The 15,965-nt window shown below is 56.7% G+C and carries 16 protein-coding genes; 6 read left to right on the top strand and 10 right to left on the bottom strand.

All coding sequences use genetic code 11. The features are described from left to right. Window positions 1–3: 3 nt before the first annotated feature. Window positions 4–1,101: a 4-hydroxyphenylpyruvate dioxygenase gene (gene hppD, locus AC2FIC_RS02790; RefSeq protein WP_281994757.1), complete on the bottom strand. Its 1,098-nt coding sequence runs from the start codon at window positions 1,099–1,101 to the stop codon at window positions 4–6. Between the two features lie 146 nt (window positions 1,102–1,247). On the opposite strand from hppD, the gene AC2FIC_RS02785 reads away from it, so the two are divergent. Then, window positions 1,248–1,703, top strand: a complete 456-nt coding sequence (locus AC2FIC_RS02785) for an Lrp/AsnC family transcriptional regulator (protein WP_142634408.1) — start codon at window positions 1,248–1,250, stop codon at window positions 1,701–1,703. A gap of 19 nt (window positions 1,704–1,722) precedes the next feature. Continuing rightward, the gene (locus AC2FIC_RS02780) at window positions 1,723–3,603 is read left to right on the top strand and encodes a monovalent cation:proton antiporter-2 (CPA2) family protein (protein WP_142634410.1); all 1,881 of its coding nucleotides are present in this window, start codon (window positions 1,723–1,725) and stop codon (window positions 3,601–3,603) included. A 28-nt stretch (window positions 3,604–3,631) separates the two neighbouring features. Here the strand turns inward: AC2FIC_RS02780 and cobT are convergent, their stop codons facing one another. Then, window positions 3,632–4,645, bottom strand: a complete 1,014-nt coding sequence (gene cobT / locus AC2FIC_RS02775) for a nicotinate-nucleotide--dimethylbenzimidazole phosphoribosyltransferase (protein ID WP_496690724.1) — start codon at window positions 4,643–4,645, stop codon at window positions 3,632–3,634. A gap of 79 nt (window positions 4,646–4,724) precedes the next feature. On the opposite strand from cobT, the gene cobS reads away from it, so the two are divergent. Beyond that, window positions 4,725–5,489: an adenosylcobinamide-GDP ribazoletransferase gene (cobS, locus tag AC2FIC_RS02770; RefSeq protein ID WP_496690725.1), complete on the top strand. Its 765-nt coding sequence runs from the start codon at window positions 4,725–4,727 to the stop codon at window positions 5,487–5,489. A gap of 83 nt (window positions 5,490–5,572) precedes the next feature. Here the strand turns inward: cobS and AC2FIC_RS02765 are convergent, their stop codons facing one another. The 5 genes from AC2FIC_RS02765 to AC2FIC_RS02745 all read right to left on the bottom strand — a co-directional run bounded on the left by AC2FIC_RS02765 (window position 5,573) and on the right by AC2FIC_RS02745 (window position 10,562). Then, window positions 5,573–6,091 carry a CarD family transcriptional regulator gene (locus AC2FIC_RS02765; RefSeq protein WP_142634416.1) on the bottom strand — a complete coding sequence of 173 codons (519 nt, stop codon included), beginning with the start codon at window positions 6,089–6,091 and terminating at the stop codon, window positions 5,573–5,575. 282 nt (window positions 6,092–6,373) lie between these two features. After that, the gene (gene fdxA, locus AC2FIC_RS02760; protein ID WP_085821728.1) at window positions 6,374–6,712 is read right to left on the bottom strand and encodes a ferredoxin FdxA; all 339 of its coding nucleotides are present in this window, start codon (window positions 6,710–6,712) and stop codon (window positions 6,374–6,376) included. A gap of 66 nt (window positions 6,713–6,778) precedes the next feature. Continuing rightward, the gene (locus AC2FIC_RS02755; RefSeq protein ID WP_496687609.1) at window positions 6,779–7,144 is read right to left on the bottom strand and encodes an RNA-binding S4 domain-containing protein; all 366 of its coding nucleotides are present in this window, start codon (window positions 7,142–7,144) and stop codon (window positions 6,779–6,781) included. Between the two features lie 6 nt (window positions 7,145–7,150). Beyond that, on the bottom strand, window positions 7,151–9,970 hold the full coding sequence (locus AC2FIC_RS02750; RefSeq protein WP_496690726.1) for a helicase-related protein: 2,820 nt from the start codon (window positions 9,968–9,970) through the stop codon (window positions 7,151–7,153). Window positions 9,971–9,992: 22 nt separating this feature from the next. After that, window positions 9,993–10,562 carry a tetratricopeptide repeat protein gene (locus tag AC2FIC_RS02745; RefSeq protein ID WP_496749107.1) on the bottom strand — a complete coding sequence of 190 codons (570 nt, stop codon included), beginning with the start codon at window positions 10,560–10,562 and terminating at the stop codon, window positions 9,993–9,995. A 69-nt stretch (window positions 10,563–10,631) separates the two neighbouring features. Between AC2FIC_RS02745 and AC2FIC_RS02740 the strand changes: the two genes are divergently transcribed. The 3 genes from AC2FIC_RS02740 (at window position 10,632) to AC2FIC_RS02730 (ending at window position 13,785) form a co-directional block, all read left to right on the top strand. After that, window positions 10,632–10,922 carry an SCP2 sterol-binding domain-containing protein gene (locus AC2FIC_RS02740; protein ID WP_142634424.1) on the top strand — a complete coding sequence of 97 codons (291 nt, stop codon included), beginning with the start codon at window positions 10,632–10,634 and terminating at the stop codon, window positions 10,920–10,922. Continuing rightward, the gene (locus AC2FIC_RS02735) at window positions 10,922–11,863 is read left to right on the top strand and encodes an alpha/beta fold hydrolase (RefSeq protein WP_496690728.1); all 942 of its coding nucleotides are present in this window, start codon (window positions 10,922–10,924) and stop codon (window positions 11,861–11,863) included. Before AC2FIC_RS02740 ends, AC2FIC_RS02735 begins: the two co-directional genes overlap by 1 nt. Window positions 11,864–11,964: 101 nt before the next feature. After that, entirely contained in the window at window positions 11,965–13,785 is a 1,821-nt protein-coding gene (locus AC2FIC_RS02730) for a M3 family oligoendopeptidase (RefSeq protein ID WP_271946498.1), read from the top strand. A gap of 85 nt (window positions 13,786–13,870) precedes the next feature. Here the strand turns inward: AC2FIC_RS02730 and AC2FIC_RS02725 are convergent, their stop codons facing one another. The 3 genes from AC2FIC_RS02725 to AC2FIC_RS02715 form a co-directional block, all read right to left on the bottom strand. After that, window positions 13,871–14,401: a dihydrofolate reductase family protein gene (locus AC2FIC_RS02725; RefSeq protein ID WP_496690729.1), complete on the bottom strand. Its 531-nt coding sequence runs from the start codon at window positions 14,399–14,401 to the stop codon at window positions 13,871–13,873. Window positions 14,402–14,599: 198 nt separating this feature from the next. Next, window positions 14,600–14,869: a DksA/TraR family C4-type zinc finger protein gene (locus AC2FIC_RS02720; RefSeq protein WP_281972270.1), complete on the bottom strand. Its 270-nt coding sequence runs from the start codon at window positions 14,867–14,869 to the stop codon at window positions 14,600–14,602. Window positions 14,870–14,928: 59 nt separating this feature from the next. Then, window positions 14,929–15,906, bottom strand: coding sequence for a Gfo/Idh/MocA family protein (locus AC2FIC_RS02715; RefSeq protein ID WP_496691034.1), 978 nt, complete (start codon window positions 15,904–15,906; stop codon window positions 14,929–14,931). Window positions 15,907–15,965 lie beyond the last annotated feature (59 nt).

Here is a 15,965-nt window from a genome sequence, read left to right as displayed (position 1 = left end):
GCATCAAGCTGCTGAAATTTCTCCACTTTCAATCTGCTCTCGCTCGATGGATTCGAACAGCGCCTTAAAGTTACCCTCGCCAAACCCATCGTCGCCTTTGCGCTGAATGAACTCGAAGAAAATCGGTCCGATGACCGTTTTCGAGAAGATTTGCAGCAGAATCCGGGTCTCACCACCGTCCAGAACGCCCTCTCCATCAATCAGAATGCCGTGCTTCATCATCCGGTCCAACGGCTCTTCATGATCGACCACGCGGGTTTTAGACAACTCATAATAGGCTTCGTTCGGGCCGGGCATGAACTTCAGCCCCTTTTCGGCAATCGCATCGGTCGAGGCATAGATATCCTCGCTGCCCACAGCGATATGCTGGATGCCCTCGCCCTTGTATTTCTTCAAGTAGGAAACGATCTGCCCGGTTTCGCCGCGATCTTCGTTGATCGGAATGCGGATACGCCCGCATGGAGACGTCAGCGCGCGGCTAAAAAGACCGGTGAATTTGCCCTGAATGTCAAAAAAACGGATTTCACGGAAGTTGAACAAATCACCATAGAACTTGAACCACTTGTCCATATTGCCCTTGTAAACATTGTGGGTCAGGTGATCGAGATAATAGAACCCATCCCCCCGGGGCTTGGACTGTTCGGTCCATGTGAATTCCTGATTATAGGGCGATGTTTCGTAATATTGATCAATGAAATAGATCAACGATCCGCCAATCCCCTTGATTGCAGGCACATTCAGTGTCTTGTCTGCCGCGTCATAAGGTTCAGCCCCTTTCGCTACAGCGTGCTCATAGGCTTTCTGCGCATCCACGACGCGCCATCCCATCGCCGGAGCACAAGGGCCATGCTCGCCCACGAACCGGGCAGAATAGCTGTCGGGATCTGCATTCAGGATGTAAGTCACATCACCCTGTTGCCACAACTCAATCGCAGGCTTGTCCTTGTGGTGACCGACCAGCGCGAATCCCATCTTTGCGAACAGATCGCGCAGCTCTTGCGGCTCGGGATGTGCGAACTCGACAAACTCGAACCCATCGGTTCCGGCGGGGTTTTCATCCGATATGATTGATTTCGGGGCGTTGTGAGGGAAAGGACCCATGGCGCGTCTCCGTTAATACAGGAATTTATTTGCTGATTTCAAAATACGTCTTAATCGGCACTTTTTTCGCGCATAGTTTTCCAATAACTTAAAGGAGCGCGCGTAAATTGCGCATAAGATTGGCCAATCACGGAGTTTTTCCGCACATGCTTGATTCCACTGATACGCGCCTGCTGTCAGCGCTGCAGAAAAACGCCCACCTAACAGCACATCAACTTGGAGAGATGTTGAACCTGTCGCCCAGTCAGGCTGGTCGCCGGCGCCAACGGCTGGAAGCTGAAGGGTATATCACCAGCTATGTCGCACGCCTCGATCCTCTAAAGTTAGGGTTGCAGGTGCAGGGTTTTGTTCAGGTTCATCTGAGTACGCACGGCCCCGAGCAATCTGAAGGCTTTGCCCGTATGGTCGAAACACGCGCCGAAATCACCAGCGCATGGACAATGACAGGTGAGGCCGATTATTTACTACATGTCTATTGCGACGATCTATCCGCGCTTAATCGCTTGCTTCATCAGGTAATCCTTCCACATCCTGCAGTGGCTCGGATACAAAGCCAAATCGTTATGGATCAGCTCAAACGCGACGCCCCCCTGCCCACCTGAGCGCATTGAAAGGACGATCATGGACAACTTCCTTTACCAGGCGACGATCTATCTGGCTGCGGCTGTGATCGCCGTGCCGCTTTCGGCGCGTCTGGGACTGGGCTCTGTACTGGGATATCTGGCCGCGGGCCTTGTCATAGGGCCGTTGTTCGGATTGGTGGGTGCGGAAACGGAAAACCTGCAGCATGTGGCTGAATTCGGCGTAGTCATGATGCTGTTCCTGATCGGACTTGAACTGGAACCGCGCGCTCTTTGGGATATGCGGGACAGGCTTTTGGGGCTTGGCGGCCTCCAGGTGCTTTTATCGACCGCAGTGATCGCCAGCGTCGCCATGTATGCAAATCATCCATGGTCCGTAGCCCTGGCAGTGGGGCTGACGCTTTCCCTGTCATCAACTGCGATTGTTTTGCAGACCCTGTCGGAAAAGGGCTTGATGAAAACGAACGGAGGACGGGCGACCTTTTCAGTACTGCTGACTCAAGACATCGCGGTCATACCAATCCTGGCACTGCTTCCACTGCTGGCTCTGCCTGCCATTCCCCAGATTGCAAATGACGGATCTATCAACCGCATATCCACGGGGCACCACGGCGCGGCGCATCATAGCTTGTCATTGGTCGAGGGGTTGCCAGGGTGGGCGGTAACGCTTGTCACCATTGCCGCGATCGGTTTCGTCATTCTCGCCGGAGTGTACCTGACCAGGCCCTTGTTCCGCTTTATTCATGCGACTCGCCTCCGCGAGATGTATACGGCGCTGGCGTTGATGATTGTGGTTGGCATTTCCTTCCTGATGACGCTGGTTGGCCTGTCACCCGCTCTGGGCGCGTTTCTTGCAGGTGTGGTGCTGGCCAGTTCCGAGTTCCGGCATGAAATGGAGAGCGACCTAGAGCCGTTCAAAGGCCTTTTCCTTGGTCTGTTTTTCATCACCGTTGGCGCAGGCATCGATGTCGCCTATTTCTTTGACGACCCCTTCGACCTGATCGGACTGGCCCTGTTGGTAATCTTGGTCAAAGGGATCATTCTGTTCTTGGTTGGCCGCGCCTTTAAACTGCGCGGACGCGATCACTGGCTGTTTACACTGGGGCTGGCGCAAGCGGGTGAGTTCGGCTTTGTCCTGCTGGCGTTTTCGACCCAGCAGAATGTGATTCCAGGGGATTTGTCACAAAAACTTTTGATGATCATTGCGCTGACCATGCTGATCACGCCGCTTTTGTTCATCATTTATGATCTTCTCTCGCGCCGGATGGGGGATGGCACTCCGGCACCCGAACCGGATGAGATCGACGAGAAAGGCCCGGTCATCATCGCCGGGATCGGGCGATTTGGTCAGATCGTCAATCGTCTGGTGCAGGCAAGCGGGTTCAAAACCATCGTTCTTGACCATAACATCGAAACCATCCAGCTGATGCGTCGCTTTGGCGTAAAAGGGTTCCTGGGGGATCCGACCCGTCCGGAACTGTTGCGCGCGGCCGGCCTTGAAAAAGCATCTGTTCTGGTGGCTGCGATGGATGATCGCAAGAAGGTGACGCGTCTTGTCGGCTATGCGCGCCGCCAGCGCCCAGACCTACACATCGTCGCGCGGGCACGGGATCGGACCCATGTGTACGAGCTGTATCAAGCCGGCGCGAACGACATAGTGCGCGAGACATTCGATGGCTCATTACGGGCCGGGCGATATGTGCTCGAGAATGTGGGTCTCAGCGAATACGAGGCAGCGCAGGCCGAACAGACTTTCTACCACCATGATCGCATGTCGGTTCGTGAACTGGCAGAGCTCTGGATTCCCGGGCTGCCCACCGCCGAGAACAAAAAATACATCGAGCGTGCGCAGCAGCTGGAAAAAGACCTTGAGACCGAACTGCTGGAATTGGCGGAAGAAAACGACAAAAAATCGGCCTGACCTTCAACTCACGGTCAGGCCGCGCGGATCAACCGTCCGAGACGCCAGCTTCGGCAAAGGTCGCCATGCCGGAATGACAGGCAACAGCGCTTTTGAGGATATTGATCGCCAGCGCCCCGCCAGAGCCTTCACCTAGTCGCAGCCCCAGCTTCAGCAAAGGCTCTTTACCGAGCTTGGCCAACACAGCGCCATGCGCACCTTCCGCGCTCTGGTGCCCGGCGATCGTGTGATCCAGCGCGCTCTCTGAAAGGTCAGACAGACACGCGGCGGCCGCTGAGCAGATAAAGCCATCCAGAATAACCGGAATGTGCAGCGCGCGTGCGGCGGCAATGGCTCCGGCCATAGCGGCGATCTCGCGTCCGCCCAGACGGCGCAGAATCTCTAGCCCATCGCCCGAACCGCCATGTAGCGTAACACCTTCGGCCACCACACGGGTTTTGTTTGCTAATCCCGCATCATCGACACCTGTTCCGCGACCAGTCCAATCGCCCGCCTGACCTCCGAACAAGGCGCAAGCAATCGCCGCTGCGGGGGTCGTGTTGCCGATACCCATTTCACCAACAACAAGAAGATCGGCGTCTGGTCTGACCGCAGTCCACCCGGTGCGCAGCGCCTGCAACAGGTCGTCCTCTGACATAGCTGGACCTGATGTGAAATCCGCGGTCGGTCGTTCAAGCTCCAGCGCGTGGACATCCATCGTTGCCCCAGCCGCCTTGGCCAGCTGGTTGATGGCCGCCCCGCCATGTTCAAAGTTCAACACCATCTGCACGGTCACTTCCGGCGGAAAGGCCGAAACACCCTGTGCTGTGACACCGTGGTTTCCGGCAAACACGATAACCTGCGGCGAGGTGATCTGCGGGCGGGCATCCCCGCGCCAGCCTGCATACCAGATTGCCAGGTCTTCCAACCGACCAAGCGCGCCCGGAGGTTTGGTCAGCTGCCCATTACGGTCAGTCGCCCCTTGCGCAGCGGCATCATCGGGCCCGGAGGCTTGCCGGACAGCTTCGCGGAAAGAATTCAGATTGTTAATTTCGGGCAGCATCCAAAGCCTCGTTGCATCAGAGTGGTCCTGCGTGTTTAACCGAAGCGATCAAACCGACAAGACCCTGAAAGGCGCAGGAGTGCTAAAAAACGACACCAAGCTCATTTCTGCCTGGGATATTCCGCTGGCTTTGGTCCTGTTGACGCGTTTGCCCGTGCCGCGGCTGCCTGACAGAGTGTTCTCGCGTCAGGCCAGCGCCGTTTGGGCCTTTCCATTGGCGGGGCTTGTTGTCGGCATGTTGGCCTGTGCTGTGGGATGGATGGCGACGGCTATGGGGCTCCCGTCGATAGCATGTGCCATACTTGTCGTTCTTGTCCTGACCATCGCCACCGGCGCGATGCACGAGGATGGGCTTGCAGATACCGCCGACGGGCTGTGGGGCGGCTTCACTCCTGAACGGCGGCTAGAGATTATGAAGGACAGCCAGATCGGCACCTATGGCGTCCTTGCCCTGATTTCTTCGCAATTGCTGCGCGTGTCGTTGATTACTGCGATCCTTTCGAATGCGGGTTTTACCACCATATTGGCCGCATGCATCGTTTCGCGGGCTATGATGCCTGTTGTTATGTCCGTCCTTCCAAATGCCCGCCAATCAGGCCTTAGCCATTCAGTGGGCGCACCCGGATCGACCGCGGTGATACTCGGCGGGGCCATGGCGCTGCTGCTCACTCTGCCAATGATCGGGTTGCAGGTGGTTTTCCCTACGCTGATTGCCGCTTTCTCTGCGGTGGCAATGACGATGCTAGCCAAGGCCAAGATCGAGGGTCAGACCGGTGACATACTGGGCGCTACTCAACAACTGGCCGAGATAGGGTTTCTTTTGGCCGTAGCTACGCAGGTTTAGTGGCCCCGATTTCAATAGGTGACTGCAATATAAAAAGGCCACCTCCTTGCGGGGATGGCCTTAAAACTTTGATTTCAGCAGGTTCAGGCCGCCGCTGCCGCGCGCGAGGTCAGAACCTCATCCACCTGCCTGGCTGCCGACACTTCACCTGCGCCGGATACTGCCGCGACTTCGCGGGTCAGACGCTCAAGCGCGGCTTCATAAAGCTGACGTTCGGAATAGCTCTGTTCGCGCTGATCATCGGTGCGGTGCAGATCGCGGACAACTTCGGCAATCGAGATCAGATCACCCGAGTTGATCTTTTGTTCATATTCCTGTGCCCGGCGGGACCACATGGCACGCTTGACCTTGGCCTTGCCCTTCAGTGTCTTCATCGCCTGGCTGATGACATCTGGCGAGCTGAGCGACCGCAGACCAGACTCGGTCGCTTTGTTGGTCGGCACGCGCAGGGTCATTTTGTCTTTCTCAAAGGAAATGACGAACAGCTCGAGCGAGTATCCGGCAACTTCCTGCTCTTCAATCGAAATGATCTGACCGACACCATGGGCCGGGTAAACAACATAGTCGTTGGGACGAAACTCAAGCTTCTTCGACTTAGACATACAGGTTCTTCCTTGGTTACGAGAGCGCGGGACAGACAACAAAACGACCCACCCCGTGCCAGTACGGCCCGGTCAGGTTGCTGTGTTTTCAACTAATCAGAACTCCAAAGCGAGCATACTTACGGAGTCATCCCCATCTCAATCAACGTTCAATTTCCGAGTATATCACAAAATTGAGACACTCGAAAGGCTGCCCCTTTCCACATGAAAGAAAGGTGTTAAGAAACAGATAGATAAGGTGCCATCCCACTGCTGAACTGACAAGTTCAGAGCGCGAATCGCTTAGCCGCCTTCGCCGGGGGCCTCAGAGAAGTATTTCTCCATCTTACCCTCTTCGCCATCACGCTCTTCTGCATCAGGCAGCGGGTCTTTCTTCGTCACGATCACCGGCCACTGCTCGGAGAACTTACGATTAAACTCGACCCATTGATCCATGCCTGGCTCAGTATCCGGACGGATCGCATCAGCGGGACACTCAGGTTCACATACTCCGCAATCGATGCATTCATCGGGATGGATGACCAGTGTATTCTCACCTTCGTAGAAACAATCCACCGGACACACTTCGACACAGTCGGTGTATTTGCAGGCGATGCAGTTTTCAGTGACAACATAGGTCATGGTGAATTTCCCGTTTGCGGTTTGGGCGTCTAGCTAAATCAGTATGGCGTCAGCTTCAAGATATGTTCAGCTATCTTGATTGCGAGAAAGATCAAGTACACGCCGATCCTTCTTGGTGGGACGACCTTTTCCCTCAAACCCTGGATTTCGCGGCTGCGTGTCCTGCTTTTCGGTCAAATCGGTATATAGTGTCTGCGCCTCGGTTGCCGGTCCGCGCCGATCACCCAGTTTTTCGATACGCACAACGCGCACAATCCGCCCCTGAGGGAAGGTCAGAACATCACCGGGGGCCACAGGCTGCGCCGGTTTCAGGATCCGGTTTCCGTTGACGCGGACATGGCCGCCACTGACCTGTTTGGCGGACAGGCTTCGGGTCTTGAAGAACCGAGCCTGCCACAGCCATTTATCGATCCGAAGCCGGGCCTCGGTCATCAGGCTTTAGTTGCCTTCCTTCAAACCCATAAGCGCGGCCGCGAACGGGTTATCGGGATCAATGGGCTTTTCTTTCCTGGGCGGACGAGATGAGAAGGTCTTGGCACCCTGCGGCTTGCCACCTTTCTTGCCCTGCGGCTTGCCCCGGCCATCCTGAGGCTTACCGCGCGGCTTACCTTTGCCCTGCCCCTGTCGCTGTTCGCGGCGTGGGCCTTGGTTGGCCTGACGCTGACGGCCCCAAGTGAAGGTATAAAAGACCTCAACTTCGGGTTCATCTGTTGCGGCTGTCGGCGCGGTGGCCTCGGCTGCTGCCTCGGTGCTTTCGGTGGCCTCGGCTGACGCCTCGGTGGGTGCGGCGACCTCTTCGGGGGTTCCCTCTGGTGCGGGCACTTCCTCGGAGGCAGCTGCTTCCGTGGCCTCTGCGGCAGGTAGCTCTGCCGGTGCGGGCTTAACCTTTTCACGCTCGGCGCGTTCGGCCTTGTAGCCCAGCCCCTGCATCAGGTCGGCGAATTGTTCCAGCGTCATACCGGTGATCGACAGCATGTCAGGCTTGGCCTCGAACCCACCACGGCTGTCTTCAGCGCGCAGCATGTCGGCCAGACGTTCCAGCATGTCGATCCGGATCGAGCGTTCGCCCGCATCGCGATAACCACACATAGTGTCATAACCGTCAGGTGCGCCTTTGGCGATGGGCACAGTAACAAGACCCGGAGGCGGCGCGTCGGGAAATTCCTGCAGGCCATTTGCCAATGCCCACAGAACAAGACGCAGACGCGTTGGGGCCGGTTTCAGCAGCAGCGGCATGAAAATGGTGAACTGACCAAAGCGGATACCGTGTTTGCGCAGCGCGCCACGGGCGTCCTGATCCAGATCCTTGACGTCTTGCGCAACACCTGCGCGCGGCAATACGCCTAGCGCCTCAACCATGCGGAAGGCAAAGCCCCTAGCCAGCCCATTGAGTTCTTCATCGCGCGACAGGTTCAGCAACGGCTCGAACAGTGCGGCCACTTTGCGGTCGATGAAATGCTGCAGGCGACGCTGAACTTTCTGTTCAACATCGGGGCCCGCGGCCTCGTCCACAAAAACCTCGACCAGCGGCTTGAGAGGCTCTGCCCCGGCAACCAGCTTGCCAACGGCATATTCACCCCACATCAAGCCACCCTGATCGGTAAAATCAATTTCGGTATCGGGTGCATTATAGAAGCGATCGGCACGCAGATGGAATTGCGGCGCGAGGGCTTGCAAGGACGCCGATTTCAAGGCTTTCGCCTCGGCTCCTTGCGCGCTTTTGTCCGGACTGAACCGGAACCCTTCCAGACGACCGACGAATTCACCTTCGACGGTCACTTCACCCTTGTCATTTACTTCGGCCAAAAGGGCCTCCTTCTGTTTGAGCCGGCGCAACAAAACGGATGTGCGCCGGTCCACAAATCTCTGAGTCAAACGGTCATGCAGAGCGTCTGACAGCCTGTCTTCTACAATGCGCGTCTCATCACGCCAATGGGATTCGTCACGCACCCAACCATTTCGTTGCGCAACGTAAGTCCAGGTGCGAATATATGCCAACCTTTTTGACAGTGCATCTATATCGCCATCCGTTCGGTCGATCCGGCGGATTTGCCGCGCCATAAAGTCATCCGGGATCGAACCACCTTCATGCAGGTGGCCAAAAATCACTTCGATCTGGCTGGCATGTTCGGCATGGCTGATGCCGCGAAAATCGGGGATTCGGCAAACATCCCACAACAAACGAACGGATTGCGGATCACTGGCACGGGCCGCAATTTCGGCAACTTGCGACAAGGATTTAAGCACATTCAGATCATCTGCCGGACGGGCTTTGATCAGGTGTTCGCTATCCGGGCTAATCTCGAGCGTGTGGATCAGAGCGTCAATCGAACCAAACTGCAAGGCGGCATTCCGCCAATTCAGTTTTTTCATCGGCGCAAAGCGGCTGTCCATAATGGCCTGCGCGACACCGTCGTCCAGAGGCGGCGCCTCGCCGGTCACGCCGAAGGTTCCATCGGACATTCCGCGCCCTGCGCGGCCAGCAATTTGGGCAAGTTCATTCGGGGCCAGGGGCCGCATCCGCCGGCCATCGAATTTGGTCAGGGACGAGAACGCAACATGGTTCACATCCAGGTTCAACCCCATCCCGATGGCATCGGTGGCAACCAAATAGTCGACCTCACCATTCTGATAGAGCTCAACCTGTGCATTCCGTGTACGCGGGCTAAGCGCCCCCATGACCACAGCCGCCCCACCCTTTTGACGGCGTAGCAGCTCGGCGATGGCATAGACGTTGTCGACCGAAAACCCGACGATGGCGCTGCGCGGTGGCATGCGGCTGATTTTCTTGGAACCGGCATAGACCAGTTGCGACATCCGCTCGCGCCGGACGAATTGTGCTTCGGGCACAAGTGCCGCGATGGGGCCGCGCATGGTATCGGATCCCAGAAACAGGGTTTCATTGGTGCCGCGCGCGCGCAGCAACCTGTCGGTGAAGACGTGGCCGCGTTCCGGGTCGGCGCAGAGTTGGATTTCGTCGATAGCCACAAAATCGGCACCCATGCCTTCGGGCATCGCCTCGACCGTACAGACCCAATATTTCGCACGCGGCGGTACGATACGTTCTTCCCCGGTGATCAGCGCCACCACCGACGGTCCGCGAATGGCGACGATTTTGTCGTATACCTCGCGCGCAAGCAGGCGCAGCGGCAGGCCGATCACCCCCGTGCGGTACCCCAGCATACGTTCGATTGCGTAATGGGTTTTGCCTGTATTGGTTGGGCCAAGTACGGCCACGATTCGGGATGACCCGCTCACCTTTGCCCCCTGCCCCCGGTTTTCAGAGGGCCGAGCCCTCGATCTGGGCTTTCAGTCGATTCACTGCATTGGTTACTTCTTCGTAATGGGGATGTATAGCCAAGGCATGGGAATAGGCCGCAAATGCCTTTTCGGGCTGACCCAGAATCTCAAATATCAATCCAAGCCCGTAGATGGCTTCATAGTTGTTCGGGTTCAGCGTCAGGGCATGTTCCAGATCTGCGGCAGCCATCCCGAACCTTTCGATCCCAAAAAACGCAGAGGCCCGCGCGTGCCAGCCTTCGGCGAAATCAGGCGCGTGGTCTGTCAGGGCCGTCAAATGCTCGATCGCGGCATAGGTGTCACCATCATCCAGTGCTTCGCGCCCACGCTCCAGCAGCAGGTCGGCCGAGGCCGAACCCGATTGCGACCAGAGCGCCCGTAACTGGCGGTCGATTCCAGTCGCCTGGTCCGGTGTGGCCTGTGCAAGGTTCTGCAACAACTCGGCCTCGTCGCGGGAATCCTCCTGCTGCGCAAGGCAAGTGGAGGAAAACATGACTAGGACAAAAAGTGCCGCAACGGTACCTTTGAGATTGTTGATTGCATTGCTCATAACAAGTGTCAGTGTAGCGTTGCGACCGAGGATGTCCATTCACGGCGTACTAACAAAATGAGGAAGATCATGAGCGATTCATTGGAAAAAGCCGCAGCAGTGCTGAATGAGAAACTGTCGGGCGGCGATTTCGACGCATCGGCTAAATTTGCCATCGCGGATTTGGGCGCGATCGTAGTTGATGCAAGCGGCGCGCGCATCAGCGATGAAGAAACGGACGTGACTTTGAACGCTGATGCGGACACGTTCGAGCAAATTCTCAATGGTGATCTGGACCCGACAAGCGCCTTCATGGCCGGAAAACTGAGCATTGACGGCGACATGGGCGCGGCAATGAAACTCGCCTCGGCCCTGGCCTGATGGAATACCCGTCGGCCCCTTTGTTCGAAGACGTGGCTGGCGGCCCCGCTGGCGGTGTTGCTCATTGGTTGAACACCGCCGACGGTACCCGAATTCGCGTGGCGCATTGGCGCCCCGAAGGTACAGCGAACGGGACTGTCATGCTGTTTCCCGGTCGCACTGAATACATCGAAAAATACGGTGATGCGGCGAGTGAATTCGTCAAGCGTGGCTTTGCCGTGCTGGTGATCGACTGGCGGGGTCAGGGATTGGCAGACCGGTTGCTTGACGATCCTCGGGTTGGCCATGTCGATAAATTCACTGACTATCAGCAAGACGTAGATGTATCGCTAGAGCTGGCCACAAAGCTTGATCTGCCCAGGCCCTGGCATGTTATCGGCCACTCTATGGGCGGTGCCATTGGATTGCGGGCAGTTTTGGAAAACGATTGTTTTTCTACCTGTGTTTTTACCGGTCCGATGTGGGGGATTTTCTTTACGCCCCTTATGAAACCCATCAGCCGGTTGACCGCAAATTGGGCCCCACGACTGGGGTTTGGCGAAAAGACGCCCCCGACCACATCACTGGACAGCTATGTTCTGACACAGCCTTTCGAAGGCAATAGCCTGACGCGCGATCCTGCCATGTACAAAATGATGCAGGATCATCTGGCCAAGTATCCCGAACTGTCCCTTGGTGCACCGTCGACGATCTGGCTGCGCGAGGCATTAGATGAATGCGACTGGTTGATGGTGCAGACTGCCCCAGCCATCCCATGCCTGACATATCTTGGCTCCCACGAGCAGATTGTGGACCGCAAGGCCATCCGCGCACGCATGGCAAACTGGCCGAACAGCACGTTGATCGAAATTCCAGCCGGTGAACACGAAGTCCTGATGGAACCGCCAGAGGTGCGCGACCCTGCATTTGACCAAATCGCCGCGCATTTCAAAGCTGCATAGACGGATCACCCCTGGAACCGGCGCTTTCCCTTTGACTGTCCGCTTGTGATCCTCGCCGGTCGCGCCTAGATGTTTGCCAAAGCAGATTTTCGAGGTGATCCATGCGCGACCTTCCTTTTCCAGTACGTGACGCAAACGCGGTCGGCGGGGCCGATAATCTTGGCAACCTGCCGGAATGGGATCTGACGGATCTCTATGCTTCGGAAGACGCGGCCGAGCTTGCGCGTGACCTGGACTGGTTGGAAACCGAATGCGCCGCCTTTGCCGCAGATTACGAAGGCAATTTGGCGGATCTTGATGCCCTGGGCTTGCTGACCTGCGTGTTGCGGAACGAAAAGATCAACTCGATCGCCGGGCGCATCATGTCCTTTGCCGGGCTGCGCTATTATCAGCTGACGACCGATGCCGAGCGCGCCAAGTTCCTCTCGGACATGCAGGAAAAGATCACTGTCTTTACCACGCCGCTGGTGTTCTTCACGCTGGAAATCAATCGCCTCGACGACGACGCGCTAAAAGCGCATTTCGACGCCAACACCGATCTGGCCCGTTACGAGCCCGTATTCCGCCGCATCCGCGCGATGAAACCCTATCAGCTATCTGACGAGCTAGAAAAATTCCTGCACGATCTGGGTGTTGTTGGCGATGCCTGGGAACGCCTTTTCGACGAGACCATCGCGGGCTTGACCTTTGATGTTGACGGAGAAGAGTTGAACATCGAAGGCACACTCAACCTACTGACCGAGCAGGACCGCAGCAAACGCGAAGCGGCTTCTCGCGAATTGGCCCGCGTGTTTCAGGACAACGTCAAGACCTTCGCGCGCGTTCACAACACGCAGGCCAAGGAAAAGGAAATCGTCGACCGCTGGCGCAATATGCCGACCGCGCAGACTGGTCGCCATCTGTCGAATGACGTCGAACCCGAGGTCGTCGAGGCCCTGCGCGAGGCGGTCGTGGCCGCCTACCCCAAGCTGAGCCACCGGTATTACGAGCTAAAGCGCAAATGGCTGGGTCTGGACGTGATGCAGGTCTGGGATCGCAACGCACCCCTGCCGATGGAAGACACGCAGATTGTCGGCTGGGATGACGCCGAGAAAACCGTGATGGATGCCTATGAGGCCTTTGATCCGCGTATGGGTGAGATCGCCGCGCCGTTCTTCTCGAAGGGTTGGATTGATGCCGCGGTGAAACCGGGCAAGGCGCCGGGCGCCTTTGCGCATCCCACCGTAACTGACGTCCACCCCTATGTGATGCTGAACTATCTTGGTAAGCCCCGCGATGTGATGACCCTGGCGCATGAGCTGGGCCATGGCGTTCATCAGGTTTTGGCCGCCGATCAAGGTGAGATGCTGTCTTCCACCCCGCTGACGCTGGCCGAAACCGCTTCGGTTTTTGGTGAAATGCTGACCTTCCGCAAAATGCTGGACAAGGCCGAAACCCCTGAGCAGCGCAAGATTCTGCTGGCTGGCAAGGTCGAGGACATGATCAACACGGTCGTGCGCCAAATCGCCTTCTATGACTTCGAATGCAAATTGCACGCCGCACGCCGCGAGGGCGAGTTGACCCCGGACGACATCAACGCCTTGTGGATGAGCGTTCAGGCCGAAAGCCTCGGCCCCGCATTTGAATTCATGGAAGGGTATGAGACGTTCTGGGCCTATATCCCACATTTCGTGCATTCGCCCTTCTACGTCTACGCCTATGCCTTTGGCGACGGCCTCGTGAACGCGCTCTATTCCGTCTACGAAAGCGGCGCCGACGGGTTCGAGGACAAGTATTTCGACATGCTGCGCGCCGGTGGGTCAAAACACCACAAAGAGCTGCTGGCCCCGTTCGGTCTGGATGCTAGCGATCCCAAGTTCTGGGACAAAGGCCTGTCGATGATCTCGGGCTTTATTGACGAGTTGGAGGCGATGGAGGGCTGAAGCCGCCTGAAGCGGAGACGGTGATGTCTGCTTCGCGGACAAAGCGGACAAACGAACAAATAGTCCGAATGTCCGCTTCAAGAAGTCAGAAACCTACGAATTCTTCCAGAGTATACCCGTTTTCATATATTTCGGTTTTGGTCCGAGACAGGCTCAAGGCCGATGTATTGCTGCCAAACAATCCAACTCCGGTTCCCAAGATACACGGCGCTCGCTTGAGGATCAGCCTGTCGATCAATCCTTCGACGAGCATCCATCCTGCGAACTCTCCTCCGCCGCACAAATATACCGGGCCATCAGATTCTCGGGCTATCTGCCTAATATCGTCTGGATCTGGCCGCTTTAGAACCGATACCTCGGATTTCTCAGGCAACTGAAACGTGTTTGAGAACACAATCGTGTTCATGTGCGGATATGGGTTCTGTCCGGGTTCTAGTCCGTATTCATAGCCAAACTCATAGGTCTTCCGGCCCATGATTGCTGTCTTGTAGCCTTCAAGCCGATTGGCATAGTCGTCGACAACGGGCCCTTCATGGGCGAATTTCGAAATGTCGCCAGACAAACCAGAGATAAACCCGTCAAGCGATACGGCGACGTCATAAATAATGGGATGCATCTGCTGCTCCTGTACAATGATTTCCAATGAAGCCAGTTAGCTTCGTGCAGGGTGGAAATTACTTGATCACTGACAGGGCACTCCTCAGATTGAACGCGTCACTAGATGAGTTTCGTGGTCTGGTCAACGTTGCGTCAAATGGGCATTCGAGCAAAAAGCAGCATCCTCTACTTTGGGCTCAAAGCAAACATAATAAACTCACCTCAACTGACTGTCCTTCGACCCGCGCCGGTTGATACCGCCGCGCATTTTGTGCGCCCCGTCACGTTCTTGCTGGCACTCGAGGCACAGTTTCACGCCAGGCAGTGCTGTGCGGCGCTTTTCGGGGATTGGTTCTTCGCATTCGGCACAATGGGTCAGGCTTTCGCCTACGGGCCGTTTCTGGGCCTGCATTCGGGCCAGCTCATCCGAAATGGATGCCTCGATCTGTTCGCTTACTGCGCCGTCGCGCGCCCAGCCACCTGCCATCGGGATGCCTCCTGTAAAGGTGTTAGCCGATTTTGCAGCGGTTCAAGAAGCGTGGCAAGTCATGGCAGCGCCACTGCATTCTCCAGCACACGGTCAATCACTTCCTGCGTGCCGCGTGAAAACTCAAGCGGGCACGGATATTCGGCACCCTCACGGACCGACCGACAAAAAGCTTCGACCTGCAGCTTATAGTGATCGTCCGCGGGGAAACGTGTGACCTGTATTTCCAGGCCGGGGCGGTGCAATTCGACACGCGCCTCTCCGAACACACGCGGATTGAACGGCGCAGTCAGCCGGATCATGCCGCGGTCGCCATGAAACACCATCTCTTGATGCGGATGCATTCGGATCGAGACATAGCTGGAATAGGTGAAATCCGGGAACTGAGCGCGAATCTCGGTAAAAGCGTCGACCCCATCCTCCCACCGGATGGCGGATTCGACCTGAATCGGCTCCTGCCCGGTGACAAAGCGCGCGCTGCCAATCACATAGACGCCAATATCACGCAGCCCACCTCCGCCGGTCTCAGCCCGGTTGCGAATGTTTGCCGTATCCGCCCGGCTGTCAAAGCTGAACGCACCCGTCACATGGGCCAAATTCCCGATCGCCTTGTCGGCGATCAGCTTGCGTACAAACTTCCATTGAGGGTGTTGGACGATCATATAGGCCTCGGCCGCCAACAATCCGGTCTCATCCCGTTTGTTGATCAATGGGGCAAATTCGGACACGGTCATAGCCATCGGCTTTTCACACAGCACATGTTTACCGGCGTCCAGTGCCTTAAGGCTCCATTCGACATGCAAATGGTTGGGCAGCGGGATGTAAACGGCCTCAATCTGTGGGTCGTTCAGCAACGCATCATAACTGTTATAAACCGTCAAATCCGGGCAAAAGGCCTGAAACGGTTCGCCTTTGGCGGGATCGGACGTCGCAAGGCCCGCCAGACGCGCGCCCTCAGCTGCGTGGATTGCCGGGGCCATATATTGCCGCGCGAATTTCGCAGCTCCCAATACGCCCCAATTCACCGGATTCTGCATCATGGACACCCCCTATGGCTTTGATCCGGTCTGTTGTAATCGCCCTCAGTCCGAGTGTC

This window comes from Ruegeria sp. CDSC079, assembly GCF_059610505.1.
The sequence above is the reverse complement of the archived record's forward strand: the minus strand, read 5'-3'. Positions and strand labels throughout refer to the sequence as shown.

What these genes read in the sequence shown, in the direction of transcription:
- hppD (WP_281994757.1), bottom strand. Translation starts at nt 1,101, where the DNA reads ATGGGTCCTTTCCCTCACAACGCCCCGAAATCAATCATATCGGATGAA.
- AC2FIC_RS02785 (WP_142634408.1), top strand. Translation starts at nt 1,248, where the DNA reads ATGCTTGATTCCACTGATACGCGCCTGCTGTCAGCGCTGCAGAAAAAC.
- AC2FIC_RS02780 (WP_142634410.1), top strand. Translation starts at nt 1,723, where the DNA reads ATGGACAACTTCCTTTACCAGGCGACGATCTATCTGGCTGCGGCTGTG.
- cobT (WP_496690724.1), bottom strand. Translation starts at nt 4,645, where the DNA reads ATGCTGCCCGAAATTAACAATCTGAATTCTTTCCGCGAAGCTGTCCGG.
- AC2FIC_RS02765 (WP_142634416.1), bottom strand. Translation starts at nt 6,091, where the DNA reads ATGTCTAAGTCGAAGAAGCTTGAGTTTCGTCCCAACGACTATGTTGTT.
- fdxA (WP_085821728.1), bottom strand. Translation starts at nt 6,712, where the DNA reads ATGACCTATGTTGTCACTGAAAACTGCATCGCCTGCAAATACACCGAC.
- AC2FIC_RS02755 (WP_496687609.1), bottom strand. Translation starts at nt 7,144, where the DNA reads ATGACCGAGGCCCGGCTTCGGATCGATAAATGGCTGTGGCAGGCTCGG.
- AC2FIC_RS02745 (WP_496749107.1), bottom strand. Translation starts at nt 10,562, where the DNA reads ATGAGCAATGCAATCAACAATCTCAAAGGTACCGTTGCGGCACTTTTT.
- AC2FIC_RS02740 (WP_142634424.1), top strand. Translation starts at nt 10,632, where the DNA reads ATGAGCGATTCATTGGAAAAAGCCGCAGCAGTGCTGAATGAGAAACTG.
- AC2FIC_RS02735 (WP_496690728.1), top strand. Translation starts at nt 10,922, where the DNA reads ATGGAATACCCGTCGGCCCCTTTGTTCGAAGACGTGGCTGGCGGCCCC.
- AC2FIC_RS02730 (WP_271946498.1), top strand. Translation starts at nt 11,965, where the DNA reads ATGCGCGACCTTCCTTTTCCAGTACGTGACGCAAACGCGGTCGGCGGG.
- AC2FIC_RS02725 (WP_496690729.1), bottom strand. Translation starts at nt 14,401, where the DNA reads ATGCATCCCATTATTTATGACGTCGCCGTATCGCTTGACGGGTTTATC.
- AC2FIC_RS02720 (WP_281972270.1), bottom strand. Translation starts at nt 14,869, where the DNA reads ATGGCAGGTGGCTGGGCGCGCGACGGCGCAGTAAGCGAACAGATCGAG.
- AC2FIC_RS02715 (WP_496691034.1), bottom strand. Translation starts at nt 15,906, where the DNA reads ATGCAGAATCCGGTGAATTGGGGCGTATTGGGAGCTGCGAAATTCGCG.